12 protein-coding genes are annotated in these 13,859 nt (G+C 37.8%); 10 read left to right on the forward strand and 2 right to left on the reverse strand.

The features are described from left to right. Positions 1–204: 204 nt before the first annotated feature. From clpX to ysxC, 4 genes are all read left to right on the forward strand, one after another. On the forward strand, positions 205–1,464 hold the full coding sequence (gene clpX, locus AC0NJG_RS04210; protein WP_000472281.1) for an ATP-dependent protease ATP-binding subunit ClpX: 1,260 nt from the start codon (positions 205–207) through the stop codon (positions 1,462–1,464). 106 nt (positions 1,465–1,570) lie between these two features. Beyond that, positions 1,571–3,241 carry an ATP-dependent protease LonB gene (lonB, locus tag AC0NJG_RS04215; protein WP_140168597.1) on the forward strand — a complete coding sequence of 557 codons (1,671 nt, stop codon included), beginning with the start codon at positions 1,571–1,573 and terminating at the stop codon, positions 3,239–3,241. 182 nt (positions 3,242–3,423) lie between these two features. Beyond that, the gene (gene lon, locus AC0NJG_RS04220; RefSeq protein WP_048551020.1) at positions 3,424–5,754 is read left to right on the forward strand and encodes an endopeptidase La; all 2,331 of its coding nucleotides are present in this window, start codon (positions 3,424–3,426) and stop codon (positions 5,752–5,754) included. Then, positions 5,751–6,347, forward strand: coding sequence for a ribosome biogenesis GTP-binding protein YsxC (gene ysxC, locus AC0NJG_RS04225; RefSeq protein ID WP_048531469.1), 597 nt, complete (start codon positions 5,751–5,753; stop codon positions 6,345–6,347). Before lon ends, ysxC begins: the two co-directional genes overlap by 4 nt. Before the next feature lie 33 nt (positions 6,348–6,380). Here the strand turns inward: ysxC and AC0NJG_RS04230 are convergent, their stop codons facing one another. Further along, a complete protein-coding gene (locus AC0NJG_RS04230; protein WP_000359781.1) occupies positions 6,381–6,797 on the reverse strand; it encodes an organic hydroperoxide resistance protein in 417 nt (138 codons plus the stop codon). Between the two features lie 2 nt (positions 6,798–6,799). Beyond that, on the reverse strand, positions 6,800–7,252 hold the full coding sequence (locus AC0NJG_RS04235) for a MarR family winged helix-turn-helix transcriptional regulator (RefSeq protein ID WP_000228198.1): 453 nt from the start codon (positions 7,250–7,252) through the stop codon (positions 6,800–6,802). A 416-nt stretch (positions 7,253–7,668) separates the two neighbouring features. Here AC0NJG_RS04235 and hemA point away from each other — a divergent pair, with 416 nt between their 5' ends. The 6 genes from hemA to hemL are packed head-to-tail and all read left to right on the forward strand — an operon-like array spanning position 7,669 to position 13,853. After that, positions 7,669–9,003 carry a glutamyl-tRNA reductase gene (gene hemA, locus AC0NJG_RS04240; RefSeq protein ID WP_000547859.1) on the forward strand — a complete coding sequence of 445 codons (1,335 nt, stop codon included), beginning with the start codon at positions 7,669–7,671 and terminating at the stop codon, positions 9,001–9,003. Positions 9,004–9,020: 17 nt separating this feature from the next. Continuing rightward, positions 9,021–9,854 carry a cytochrome C assembly family protein gene (locus AC0NJG_RS04245; RefSeq protein ID WP_000008996.1) on the forward strand — a complete coding sequence of 278 codons (834 nt, stop codon included), beginning with the start codon at positions 9,021–9,023 and terminating at the stop codon, positions 9,852–9,854. A gap of 15 nt (positions 9,855–9,869) precedes the next feature. Further along, entirely contained in the window at positions 9,870–10,799 is a 930-nt protein-coding gene (gene hemC, locus AC0NJG_RS04250; RefSeq protein ID WP_087954188.1) for a hydroxymethylbilane synthase, read from the forward strand. 2 nt (positions 10,800–10,801) lie between these two features. After that, the gene (gene hemD / locus AC0NJG_RS04255; protein ID WP_087954189.1) at positions 10,802–11,554 is read left to right on the forward strand and encodes a uroporphyrinogen-III synthase; all 753 of its coding nucleotides are present in this window, start codon (positions 10,802–10,804) and stop codon (positions 11,552–11,554) included. Between the two features lie 20 nt (positions 11,555–11,574). Beyond that, entirely contained in the window at positions 11,575–12,564 is a 990-nt protein-coding gene (hemB, locus tag AC0NJG_RS04260) for a porphobilinogen synthase (RefSeq protein ID WP_001087058.1), read from the forward strand. After that, complete coding sequence (gene hemL / locus AC0NJG_RS04265; protein ID WP_000712928.1) at positions 12,564–13,853, forward strand: glutamate-1-semialdehyde 2,1-aminomutase; 1,290 nt, start codon at positions 12,564–12,566, stop codon at positions 13,851–13,853. Before hemB ends, hemL begins: the two co-directional genes overlap by 1 nt. Positions 13,854–13,859 lie beyond the last annotated feature (6 nt).

The following is a 13,859-nucleotide window of genomic DNA, read 5'->3' on the forward strand; positions in this document are numbered from 1 at the left end:
AAAACTTTTCGATGAAGAAGGAAAACTTCCTTAATGAGTCGAATATACATATTTCAAAAGTTTTAAAAACTTTTTATTTGTACATAACTAGTCATATTATTTGTATTTCTCGCCACGTAGTGACATAATATGTATTTACATACGATACATTTATCGTGTACATACGAAGGCAAGAGGTTAGCACTTTGTAAGGGGTGTGAAAATATGTTTAAATTTAATGATGAAAAAGGGCAATTAAAATGTTCTTTCTGTGGTAAAACACAAACGCAAGTTCGAAAATTAGTTGCAGGTCCAGGTGTTTACATTTGTGACGAGTGTATCGAGCTTTGTACTGAAATTGTACAAGAGGAGCTTGCGAAAGACGAAGAAGTAGAATTCAAAGATGTACCGAAACCGGTAGAAATTCGTGAAATCTTAGATGAGTATGTCATCGGACAAGATAACGCGAAAAAAGCACTAGCGGTAGCGGTATATAACCATTACAAACGCATTAATTCTAACAGCAAAATTGATGATGTAGAATTAGCGAAGAGTAATATCGCACTTATCGGGCCAACAGGTAGTGGTAAAACATTACTGGCACAAACGTTAGCGCGTATTTTAAATGTTCCATTTGCAATCGCGGACGCGACATCTTTAACTGAAGCTGGATACGTTGGGGAAGATGTAGAAAACATCTTACTAAAATTAATCCAAGCAGCTGATTATGATGTAGAGAAAGCGGAAAAAGGAATCATTTATATTGATGAGATTGATAAAGTGGCACGTAAGTCCGAAAATCCATCAATTACACGTGATGTATCTGGTGAAGGTGTGCAGCAGGCACTTCTGAAAATTTTAGAAGGTACTGTAGCAAGCGTTCCACCTCAAGGTGGTCGTAAGCATCCGCACCAAGAGTTTATTCAAATTGATACAACGAATATCTTATTCATCTGTGGTGGAGCGTTTGATGGCATCGAGCCAATTATTAAACGCCGTCTTGGTGAAAAAGTAATTGGATTTGGTTCTGAGAAGAAAAATGCTGATGTAAATGAGAAGCATGTTTTATCTCACGTATTACCAGAGGACCTTTTAAGATTTGGTTTAATTCCAGAGTTTATCGGTCGTCTTCCAGTTATTGCAAACCTAGAGCCGCTTGATGAAGATGCTCTTGTTGATATTTTAACGAAACCGAAAAATGCACTTGTTAAGCAATTCCAAAAATTATTGGAGCTTGACGATGTTGAGTTAGAGTTTGAAGAAGGCGCACTAATTGAAATTGCGAAAAAAGCAATTGAACGTAAAACAGGTGCTCGCGGACTTCGTTCTATTATTGAAGGCTTAATGCTGGATGTAATGTTCGAACTTCCATCTCGTAAAGATATCGAGAAGTGTGTTCTTACAAAAGAAACAGTAGCTGATAATGCACCGCCAAAATTGGTGTTACAAGACGGTACTGTACTTGATACAAAAACATCTGCATAATGCGAAAGAGAAACAGCAATTTTTATAATTGCTGTTTTTCTTTATGTTTAGCTATGTTCCTCCGCGGAAATACTAAGAGATAAAACATTGCGGGAGGAAATAAATGATGAGCTGGACAAATATATTTTTACTTGTTCAACTTGTTTTTGGTGTAATTGTCGGATTGTATTTTTGGCATTTACTTCGAAATCAGCGAACACAAAAAGTTTCAATTGATCGAGAATCAAAAAAAGAATTAGAACAGCTTCGTAAAATGCGCGAGATTTCTTTAACAGAGCCGCTTGCGGAAAAGGTGCGTCCTACATCCTTTTTAGATATTGTAGGGCAAGAGGACGGGATTAAGTCGTTAAAAGCGGCTCTTTGTGGTCCGAACCCGCAACATGTGATTATATATGGTCCGCCAGGTGTCGGAAAGACAGCGGCAGCACGTCTTGTATTAGAAGAAGCGAAACGGAATCCAAAATCTCCATTTCGTACAAATGCAACATTTATTGAACTGGATGCGACGACAGCTCGATTTGATGAACGTGGTATTGCAGATCCTTTAATCGGTTCGGTGCATGATCCAATTTATCAAGGTGCTGGTGCGATGGGGCAAGCAGGTATTCCACAACCGAAAAAAGGTGCGGTAACAGATGCTCACGGTGGTATTTTGTTTATTGATGAGATAGGTGAACTACATCCGATTCAAATGAACAAAATGTTAAAAGTACTAGAAGATCGGAAAGTGTTTTTGGAAAGTGCATATTATAGTGAAGAGAATACGATGATCCCAACGTATATACATGACATTTTTCAAAAAGGTTTACCAGCCGATTTTCGTTTAGTTGGGGCGACGACACGCTCGCCAGAGGAGATCCCTCCTGCTATTCGGTCGCGCTGTTTAGAAGTGTTCTTCCGTGAGTTAGATACAGAAGAAATTCAAAAAGTAGCGAAGAATGCGGCTGACAAAGTGGAAATGCAAATCGGTGAAAATGGTATTGAAATGATTGGGATGTATGCGAGAAATGGACGAGAAGCGATTAATCTTGTACAAATTTCTGCTGGAATGGCAATAAATGAAGAACGTCCTTTCATTAAAGATGAAGATATAGAGTGGGTTGTGCACTCTAGTCAGCTCACACCGAAGTATGAAAAACATATTTATCCTATTCCGAGAATCGGTCTTGTAAATGGACTTGCTGTATACGGACCAAATACAGGTGCATTATTAGAAATTGAAGTAACGGCAATCAAGGCGAAAGATAAAGGATCGGTAAATGTTACCGGAATTGTTGAAGAAGAAAGTATTGGTAGTCAAACGAAATCAATTCGCCGTAAAAGTATGGCGAAAGGTTCTGTAGATAATGTATTAACCGTACTTCGATCTCTAGATGTGTTGCCAGAAGGGTACGATATACATATTAATTTTCCAGGCGGTATCCCGATTGATGGGCCTTCGGCGGGAATTGCTATGGCAACAGGCGTGTATTCAGCAGTGCATCATACGTATGTGAATAATGAAGTAGCGATGACTGGTGAGATAAGTATACACGGGGAAGTGAAACCTATCGGTGGTGTGTACGCAAAAATAAAAGCTGCGAAAAAGGCAGGAGCTAAGAAAGTTATCATTCCTGCTGAAAACATGCAACCATTTTTGTATACAATAAAAGGGATTGAAATTATTCCTGTTCGGAAGTTGAAGGAAGTATTTGAGCTAACGTTTATACAGGAAAATATACATCGAGAGCTTGATGTACATACTACGATAGACGAAACAGATGCACAATCAATGTGAGAATGAACGATAATAGTATTTGCCAGACTTCGTTTAAGTTTGTATGCTTAAGCGGAGTCTTTTTTCTTTTTATAAGGGAGAAAAAAGAGGGATTTACAGTTGCAGAGAATCTCTGCAATTGCATCTAGATGTATTGTAATATAAAATAGTTGAACAGGAGTTTAATTTATTATGGAGGTGCTATGTCTAGTATGAATACGAATGAAAGAATCGTGCCCCTCCTACCATTAAGAGGCGTTCTCGTATATCCAACGATGGTTCTGCATCTTGATGTAGGACGTGATAAATCGATACAAGCACTAGAGCAGGCGGCAATGGATGAAAATATTATCTTTTTAGCAATGCAAAAAGAAATGAATATCGATGATCCGAAAGAAGATGACATATATAGTGTAGGTACAGTGGCGAAAGTGAAGCAAATGTTAAAATTGCCTAACGGTACGCTTCGTGTCCTTGTAGAAGGTTTACATAGAGCAGAAGTAGTAGAGTTTATCGAAGAAGAAAATGTAGTGCAGGTTTCTATTAAAACGATAACGGAAGAAGTGGAAGCTGATTTAGAAGAGAAAGCTCTTATGCGTACATTACTGGAGCATTTCGAGCAATATATTAAAGTTTCGAAAAAAGTTTCAAATGAAACATTTGCAACAGTAGCTGATGTAGAAGAGCCAGGAAGATTAGCGGATTTAATTGCTTCTCACTTGCCAATTAAAACGAAGCAGAAACAAGAGATTTTAGAAATCATATCTGTGAAAGAACGATTACATACACTTATTTCAATTATTCAAGATGAACAAGAATTACTTAGTTTAGAAAAGAAAATTGGACAAAAAGTGAAACGTTCAATGGAGCGCACGCAAAAAGAATATTTCTTACGTGAGCAAATGAAGGCGATTCAAACTGAACTTGGCGATAAAGAAGGCAAGGGCGGGGAAGTTGAAGAACTTCGTGAGAAAATTGAACAGTCAGGAATGCCTGAAGAAACAATGAAGGCTGCACTGAAAGAATTAGATCGTTATGAAAAGTTACCAGCAAGTTCTGCGGAGAGCGGTGTAATTCGAAATTATATCGATTGGTTATTAGCACTTCCGTGGACAGAAGCAACAGAAGATATGATTGATCTTGCTCATTCGGAAGAGATTTTAAACAAAGATCATTACGGTCTTGAGAAAGTGAAAGAGCGCGTACTTGAATATTTAGCGGTACAGAAGTTAACAAATTCATTAAAAGGACCTATCCTTTGTTTAGTAGGACCTCCTGGGGTCGGAAAAACTTCGTTAGCGCGTTCCATTGCAACATCATTAAATCGTAATTTTGTCCGTGTATCCCTTGGTGGTGTACGTGATGAATCTGAAATTCGTGGTCACCGCCGTACGTATGTTGGAGCAATGCCAGGGCGCATTATTCAAGGTATGAAAAAGGCGAAATCAGTTAATCCAGTCTTCTTATTAGATGAGATTGATAAAATGTCTAACGATTTCCGTGGAGATCCATCAGCAGCATTACTTGAAGTGTTAGATCCAGAGCAAAACCATAACTTCAGTGATCATTACATTGAAGAACCATATGATTTATCCAAGGTTATGTTTGTAGCAACTGCAAATACACTTTCAAGTATTCCAGGCCCATTGCTTGATCGTATGGAAATTATTTCGATTGCTGGCTATACAGAACTTGAAAAAGTTCACATTGCTCGCGAACATTTATTGCCGAAACAATTAAAAGAGCATGGCTTACGAAAAGGTAATTTACAAGTACGTGATGAAGCGCTTCTTGAAATGATTCGCTATTATACACGTGAGGCTGGTGTTCGTACGCTAGAGCGCCAAATTGCAAAAGTTTGTCGTAAAGCAGCAAAAATTATCGTTACAGCAGAACGCAAGCGTATTGTAGTAACAGAGAAAAATGTTGTTGATTTACTTGGTAAGCACATATTCCGTTATGGGCAAGCCGAGAAAACAGACCAAGTTGGTATGGCGACAGGTTTAGCGTATACAGCAGCAGGTGGGGATACGCTTGCAATTGAAGTTTCTGTAGCGCCAGGTAAAGGGAAATTAATTTTAACAGGGAAACTTGGGGATGTTATGAAAGAATCCGCACAAGCAGCGTTTAGTTATATTCGTTCTCGTGCAGAAGAACTTCAAATTGACCCGAATTTCCATGAGAAAAATGATATTCATATTCATGTTCCAGAAGGAGCAGTTCCAAAGGATGGACCGTCAGCAGGTATTACGATGGCAACGGCACTTATTTCTGCACTAACAGGTATTCCTGTAAGTAAAGAAGTGGGTATGACAGGTGAAATTACACTTCGTGGCCGTGTATTACCAATTGGTGGTTTAAAAGAAAAAACATTAAGTGCTCACCGCGCAGGTTTAACTAAAATTATTTTACCAGCGGAAAATGAGAAAGATTTAGATGATATTCCAGAAAGCGTAAAAGAAAATCTTACGTTTGTGCTTGCATCTCATTTAGATGAAGTATTGGAGCACGCATTAGTAGGAGTGAAACAATGAAAGTAACAAAAGCAGATATTGTAATTAGTGCTGTGAAACCAGAACAATATCCAGACAGTGATTTACCAGAAATTGCATTAGCAGGTCGTTCAAATGTCGGGAAGTCTTCCTTTATTAATAAAATTTTAAATCGTAAAAAGTTAGTACGTATTTCTTCTAAGCCAGGAAAAACGCAAACGTTGAACTTTTTCTTAATCAATGAGATGATGCATTTTGTTGACGTTCCAGGTTATGGATATGCGAAAGTATCTAAATCAGAGCGCGCAGCATGGGGCAAGATGATTGAAACGTACTTTACAACACGTGAGCAATTAGACGCAGCGGTATTAGTAGTTGATCTACGTCACAAACCAACAAGCGATGACGTGATGATGTATGATTTCTTAAAGCATTATGAAATTCCAACCATTATTATTGCGACGAAAGCTGATAAAATTCCGAAAGGGAAATGGCAAAAACATTTAAAAGTTGTAAAAGAAACACTTGCTGTTGAAATTGGCGATGAAATTGTTCTATTCTCTTCTGAAACAGGACTTGGAAAAGAAGAAGCGTGGAAAGCAATTCATAAAATGACAAAAACAAAAAACGCGTGACGAATGTCGCGCGTTTTTTTTCTTTATACACTTTTAGCGTACGTTTAATGTAACTTCAATATTTCCTCGTGTTGCTTTAGAGTAAGGACATACACCGTGAGCGGCTTCTACAAGTTCTTGTGCTTCGCTATGTGAAACGCCAGCGACATGTACATCAAGTACAGCAGATAGGCCGAAACCACCATCTGTATCTTTTCCGATAGAAACGTGAGCAGTTACTTCTGTACTTTCTACTTTCACACGTTTTGTACGAATAACAAGTTGTAATGCACTATCGAAACAAGCGGCATAACCAGCAGCAAATAGTTGTTCTGGATTTGTTGCCTCTCCGCCTGCACCACCTAGTGCTTTCGGCATTTTTACATCAAGATTTAATATGCCATCATCTGATACTACTTTTCCATTTCTTCCACCTGTAGCAGTTACTGAAGCAGTATATAATTTATCCATGTTTATTCCCCTTTTCTATCATTAATTGTTTTCATTGTTTCAATTAGTTTATTTAATTGAATTAATAAAGAACGATATTCTTGTTCTGTAATTCCTAAATTTGTTGCCATCGTTGTCGGCAATGAACAAGCCTTATCTTGTAAATCTTTTCCTTGTTCTGTTAATTCAATACACACTTTTCGCTCATCTTCTTTGGAACGAACGCGTTTTACAAGGTTTAATGATTCCATTCGTTTTAACATAGGTGTTAACGTACCGGAATCTAAAAATAGACGTTCTCCAATTTCTTTTACTGTAAGTCCATCTTGCTCCCATAGTACGAGTAAAGTAATGTACTGTGGATACGTAATGCCCATTTCTTCTAAATACGGTCGGTAAAAGCGTGTAACCTCTCTAGAACAGGCGTAAATAGAAAAACAAAGTTGGTTATCTAGATGTAAAGAATTATCTACCATACATAACTCCTTTCTTATTAAGTTGTGAACAATTTAATTTTGTAAAACCAATATAACGAAAAAGAAATACAATGTCAAATACATTGTATTGAGAAAGTTCGTGCTACAATTTGGAACAATCATACATATTTTCCTTCATGATGAAAGAAGATAGGAAAGATGATGTTATAATTCATATGGAATAGTTTCCATCACTTGATTATGAGGGCTTTTTTTGGTAACGTACAAATAGAGTTATTAATTTATAATCATTATAAAGTAGAAAATTTTTATTCGTTTTACTGAATCTCCTTTCTTACATACGGAGAATAAATAAAAAAATAATCGGTTGTTCACACGATTGTCAGATTCATAAGAGGAAAGTTGTATTATGATAGTAGATAAAGTGATAAAACGGGTGAAGGGGGACATGCTGCGTGCATATTCTTGTTGTTAGTGTAAATTATCGAACAGCCCCTGTAGAATTTCGTGAGAAACTCACATTTCAGGCAGCAGAGCTAGAGCGAGCAATGACGACATTACAAAATCAAAAGAGCGTGTTAGAGAATGTCATTGTATCAACTTGTAATCGCACTGAGATTTATGCTGTTGTCGATCAATTACACACGGGACGGTATTATATTAAGAAGTTTTTAGCTGATTGGTTTCAGCTTGAAATAGAAGAAGTCGCACCATATTTAACTATTTTTGAACAAGATGGTGCAATAGATCATTTATTCCGCGTAACGTGCGGTTTAGATTCTATGGTAGTTGGAGAGACGCAAATTTTAGGTCAAATAAAAGATAGCTTTTTAGAAGCACAGCAAGTAAAAGCAACAGGGACAATTTTTAATGAATTGTTTAAGCAAGTCATTACATTAGCGAAACGTGCTCACTCAGAAACGACAATTGGTGAAAGTGCGATGTCTGTTAGTTATGCTGCTGTGGAGCTAGGGAAAAAAATATTCGGCGAGTTAACAGATTGTCACGTGCTTATTCTTGGTGCGGGTAAAATGGGTGAACTTGCACTGCAAAACTTATATGGAAGTGGTGCTCGTAAAGTAACAGTCATGAATAGAACGCTTTCAAAAGCAGAAATAATGGCTGAGAAATATATGGGACATGCAAAACCTTTAAGTGAATTACAGTGTGCATTATTAGAAGCTGATATTTTAATTAGTTCAACTGGTGCATCGGATTATGTCATTACGAAAGAGATGATGACAAAGGTAGAGAAAATGCGCTCTGGTCGCCCATTATTTATGGTTGATATTGCAGTGCCGCGTGATATTGATCCAGCAATCGATGAGCTAGAAGGTTCTTTCTTGTATGACATTGATGATTTGCAAGGAGTAGTAGAAGCGAACCGTGCTGAGCGTTTGAAAGAAGCAGAGAAAATTCAATTTATGATTGAAGAGGAAATTGTTTTATTTAAAACGTGGTTAAGTACACTTGGTGTCGTTCCGTTAATATCAGCTCTTCGTGATAAAGCACTGGCTATTCAAAGTGAAACGATGGAAAGTCTGGAACGAAAAATACCAAATCTTAGTGATCGTGAGAGAAAAGTAATTAGTAAGCATACGAAAAGTATTATTAATCAATTATTAAAAGACCCAATTTTAGTAGCGAAAGAAATAGCTGCTGAAGAGGGAGCAGACGAAAAATTAGCGTTATTTGCAAAGATTTTCGATTTAGAAATGGAAGACGTAGAGAGTCGTGCGGAAGAAGTAGAACATAAAAGAGCGTGGACACCATCCGTTCCATCTTTATAATTTGGAAGGATGATCGGATGAGTTTTTTAAATAACAGTATTATTTATCATATTGCAATTATTTTATATGCTTGTAGCATTAGTTTATATTTTATAGATTATTTCCAAAGTAACCGAAAGGCGAACCGATTTGCTTTTTGGTTACTTTCGATTGTATGGGTTCTGCATTCTATTTTTATGTTGCTTAGAGCTACAGATTCAGAAACGAACCCTCTTTTAACTTTATTATCAGGGATTTATTTTTATGTTTGGCTATTGATTACGATGTCGTTAGTCATTAATCGATTTATGAGAATCGATTTTTTAGTCTTTTTTACAAATGTTGTTGCATTTGGCGTAAGCGCTTTTTCTATTTTTACGCCGCTTGGAAAGATGTCGCCGGTACTTGCAGAGCAATTAGTTTCGGAGCTCGTATACGTACATGTCGGTATGGCTATTATTTCTTATGCAACTTTTACTGTATCGTTCATTTTTTCTATTATGTATTTATTGCAATATCGCCTATTAAAAAAGAAAAAATGGAATGCGAGATTAAGAAGGTTAGGGAATTTACCGAAGCTAGAATCGATGTCTTACGGATTAAATTTATTTTCTGTTCCATTTTTCTTACTAGCTATTTTATTAGGATGCATATGGGGATATACAAAATTGGACAATTTCCATTGGTATGATACGAAAGTAATTGGGTCTTTTGTCGTTCTATTTGTATATTGTGCTGGCCTATATTTACGAGCGGCAGATGTGTTACAAGGGAAGAAAATTGTGCAGTGGAACATCGGGGCATTTCTCGTAATGCTAATTAATATTTTTCTATTAAGCAGTTTATCCAACTTCCACTTTTGGTATTTATAATGAGGAGAGAAAATTATGCGCAAAATTATTGTAGGGTCACGAAAGAGTAAATTAGCATTAACGCAAACAAACTGGTTTATTGATCAGTTAAAAGCGCTAGGTTTACCATATGAATTTGAAGTGAAAGAAATCGTCACAAAAGGCGATGTTATTTTAGATGTTACTCTTTCAAAAGTAGGTGGCAAAGGCTTGTTTGTGAAAGAGATTGAACATGCGCTACTTACGAAAGGAATTGATATGGCTGTACATAGTATGAAAGATATGCCGGCTGTACTTCCAGAAGGATTAATGATCGGTTGTACACCAAAGCGTGTTGACCCTCGTGATGCTTTTATCTCAAAAAACGGAGCGTCGTTTAAAGAGTTAGCAGAAGGCGCTATTTTAGGTACGAGTAGTTTAAGACGTAGTGCACAGCTACTCGCTGCGAGACCAGACTTACAAGTGAAGTGGATTCGTGGAAATATCGATACACGTTTACGCAAATTAAAAGAAGAAGATTATGATGCAATTATTTTAGCGACAGCAGGATTACAAAGAATGGGCTGGGATAATGAAGTTATTACAGAACATTTAGATGAGACGTTATGTGTACCTGCTGTAGGACAAGGTGCATTAGCGATTGAGTGTCGTGAGGATGATAAAGATTTACTGCAGTTGCTAGCGCATATGAATGACGCAGTAACAGAAAAAACAGTGGCAGCAGAACGCGTATTTCTTCATAAACTTGAAGGTGGATGCCAAGTGCCGATCGCAGGATATGCAACCATTGCAGAAAACGATGCAATCGAATTAACAGCTCTTGTCGGGTCTATGGACGGTTCTGTTTTATTGAAAGAGACAGTAGTAGGAACTGATCCAGAGAAAGTAGGATTAGAGGCTGCGGACCGTTTAATAAAACAAGGCGCAAAAGAACTTATTCTTGCTGCAAATAAGGGGCAACAATAAGTATGAACGCTCTCGCTGGCAAAACGGTATTGGTTACACGTGCCCAGCATCAAGCAAAACAAATGAGTGTAGCGGTGAAAGAAAAGAGCGGAATTCCATTGGAAATTCCGCTTTTGCGTATGGAAGGTATGTCTCATAGGCAAATTCAACATATAGCAGGGCAGTTACATTCGTATGACTGGGTTATTTTTACGAGTAAAAATGGGGTAGCTTTTTTTCTAGATCGTTTGAGAGAGAAGCTACCTGTAACGACTAAAATTGCTGCAGTAGGTGTGAAAACAAAGTTAGAGTTAGAAAAGCGAGGCTATCAAGTGGATTTTGTTCCAACTTCATTTGTTGCAGAAGTATTTGCAGAAGAGTTTGGAAAAAAATTAAGTGGAAACGAATGCATTTTATTTCCGAAAGGGAATTTAGCAAGAGACGTAATTCCAGTTGCGCTTCGTGAAATGGGTGTTTCTCTAGATGAGCTTATCGTGTATGGTACGAAAGAAAATGTAGAGAAAAAGCAAGAGCTTATAGAAGCGTTAGAAGTAGGAAAAGTGGACATTATTACATTTACGAGCCCTTCAACTGTTACGAGTTTTGTTCGTTTACTTGAGGGGACAAACTGGAGAGAATGGACAAAAAAATGTACAATTGCTTGTATAGGGCCTATTACGGAAAAAGAGGCGAGCCTTTATTTTCCGCATATTATTATGCCGAAAGAGTACACTGTAGAAGCATTACTACAATGTGTTTGTGAATCTATAAAATAAAAGAATGGGGATAGAAATCTATGAACTCTTTACAATTTAATCGTCATCGTCGCTTAAGACAAAGCGGAGGCATGCGTGCGCTTGTGCGTGAAACGTTTTTACATACGGAAGATTTTATTTACCCTATTTTTGTATTAGAAGGAGAAAATGTTCGTAATGAAGTGCCTTCTATGCCAGGCGTATATCAAATATCTTTAGATTTATTGCAAGCTGAAATGCAAGAAGTTGTTGATTTAGGTATTCGTTCTGTTATTGTATTTGGTTTACCTGCTGAAAAAGATGAAGTTGGATCATCAGCATATTGTGATCATGGAATTGTGCAACGTGCGATTCAGCAAATTAAAGGTGAATTCCCTGATCTAGTAGTAGTCGCGGATACATGTTTATGTCAATTCACAAGCCATGGTCATTGCGGTGTAATTGAAGATGGTATTATTTTAAATGACGAGTCTCTTGCAGTTCTTGCAAAAACAGCTGTAAGTCAAGCGAAAGCAGGAGCGGACATTATTGCGCCATCAAACATGATGGACGGATTCGTAACAGCAATTCGCCACGCATTAGATGAAAATGGTTTTGGACATGTACCAGTTATGTCGTACGCTGTGAAATATTCATCAGCATTTTACGGACCATTCCGTGATGCTGCGCACGGTGCACCGCAATTTGGTGATCGTAAAACATATCAAATGGACCCAGCGAACCGTATGGAAGCATTCCGTGAAGCTGAATCAGATGTAATGGAAGGGGCAGATTTCTTAATTGTAAAGCCAGCTCTTTCTTACTTAGATATCGTTCGTGATGTGAAAAATAACTTTAACTTACCAGTCGTTGCTTATAACGTAAGCGGTGAATATTCAATGATTAAAGCAGCAGCGCAAAATGGTTGGATTAATGAAAAAGAAGTTGTACTTGAAAAATTAATTAGTATGAAACGCGCAGGAGCAGATTTAATTATTACGTATCATGCGAAAGATGCAGCAAGATGGTTACAAGAAGGAGGCGCTAAATAATGAAAAAGTTTGATAAGTCGATTGCAGCGTTTGAAGAGGCTCAAGATTTAATGCCTGGTGGCGTAAATAGCCCAGTTCGTGCCTTTAAGTCTGTCGGTATGAATCCTTTGTTTATGGAGCGTGGAAAAGGCTCTAAAGTATATGATATCGATGGAAATGAATACATCGATTACGTATTATCATGGGGGCCTTTAATTCATGGTCATGCAAATGATCGTGTTGTTGAGGCTTTAAAAGCTGTTGCTGAAAGAGGTACGAGCTTCGGTGCCCCAACGGAAATTGAAAATAAATTAGCGAAACTTGTTATTGAGCGTGTTCCATCAATTGAGATTGTGCGTATGGTTAACTCTGGAACAGAAGCGACAATGAGTGCGCTACGTTTAGCTCGTGGTTATACAGGGCGTAACAAAATTTTGAAATTTATCGGTTGTTATCACGGTCATGGTGACTCGTTATTAATTAAAGCGGGTTCTGGTGTAGCGACGCTAGGTTTACCAGATAGCCCTGGTGTACCAGAAGGTGTAGCGAAAAATACGATTACAGTAGCGTATAACGATTTAGAAAGTGTGAAATACGCTTTCGAACAATTCGGTGATGATATTGCTTGTGTCATTGTAGAACCAGTAGCAGGGAATATGGGTGTTGTTCCTCCGCAGCCAGGATTTTTAGAAGGTCTTCGTGAAGTAACAGAGCAAAATGGTGCATTGCTTATTTTTGATGAAGTAATGACAGGATTCCGTGTTGCTTATAATTGTGGACAAGGTTATTACGGTGTAACACCTGATTTAACTTGTTTAGGTAAAGTAATCGGTGGTGGATTACCGGTAGGAGCATACGGTGGTAAAGCAGAAATTATGCGCCAAGTTGCACCGAGCGGACCAATTTATCAAGCAGGTACTTTATCAGGTAACCCACTAGCAATGGCAGCAGGTTATGAAACGTTAGTACAGTTAACGCCAGAATCGTATGTAGAATTTGAGCGTAAAGCTGAAATGTTAGAAGCTGGCTTACGTAAAGCGGCTGAAAAACATGGCATTCCGCATCATATCAATCGTGCGGGTTCTATGATTGGTATCTTCTTTACAGATGAACCAGTTATTAATTACGATGCAGCAAAATCTTCAAACTTAGAGTTCTTTGCTGCTTACTATCGTGAAATGGTAGAACAAGGTGTATTTTTACCGCCATCCCAATTTGAAGGTTTATTCTTATCGACAGCACATAGTGATGCAGATATTGAGGCGACAATTGCAGCGGCTGAAATTGCAATGTCAAAATTAAAAGCTTAATTGAAT

It is taken from the genome of Bacillus sp. SSR7 (assembly GCF_055902415.1).

Coding starts and splice junctions, on each gene's coding strand:
- clpX (WP_000472281.1), top strand. CDS start 205: ATGTTTAAATTTAATGATGAAAAAGGGCAATTAAAATGTTCTTTCTGT.
- lonB (WP_140168597.1), top strand. CDS start 1,571: ATGAGCTGGACAAATATATTTTTACTTGTTCAACTTGTTTTTGGTGTA.
- lon (WP_048551020.1), top strand. CDS start 3,424: ATGTCTAGTATGAATACGAATGAAAGAATCGTGCCCCTCCTACCATTA.
- ysxC (WP_048531469.1), top strand. CDS start 5,751: ATGAAAGTAACAAAAGCAGATATTGTAATTAGTGCTGTGAAACCAGAA.
- AC0NJG_RS04230 (WP_000359781.1), bottom strand. CDS start 6,797: ATGGATAAATTATATACTGCTTCAGTAACTGCTACAGGTGGAAGAAAT.
- AC0NJG_RS04235 (WP_000228198.1), bottom strand. CDS start 7,252: ATGGTAGATAATTCTTTACATCTAGATAACCAACTTTGTTTTTCTATT.
- AC0NJG_RS04245 (WP_000008996.1), top strand. CDS start 9,021: ATGAGTTTTTTAAATAACAGTATTATTTATCATATTGCAATTATTTTA.
- hemC (WP_087954188.1), top strand. CDS start 9,870: ATGCGCAAAATTATTGTAGGGTCACGAAAGAGTAAATTAGCATTAACG.
- hemD (WP_087954189.1), top strand. CDS start 10,802: ATGAACGCTCTCGCTGGCAAAACGGTATTGGTTACACGTGCCCAGCAT.
- hemB (WP_001087058.1), top strand. CDS start 11,575: ATGAACTCTTTACAATTTAATCGTCATCGTCGCTTAAGACAAAGCGGA.
- hemL (WP_000712928.1), top strand. CDS start 12,564: ATGAAAAAGTTTGATAAGTCGATTGCAGCGTTTGAAGAGGCTCAAGAT.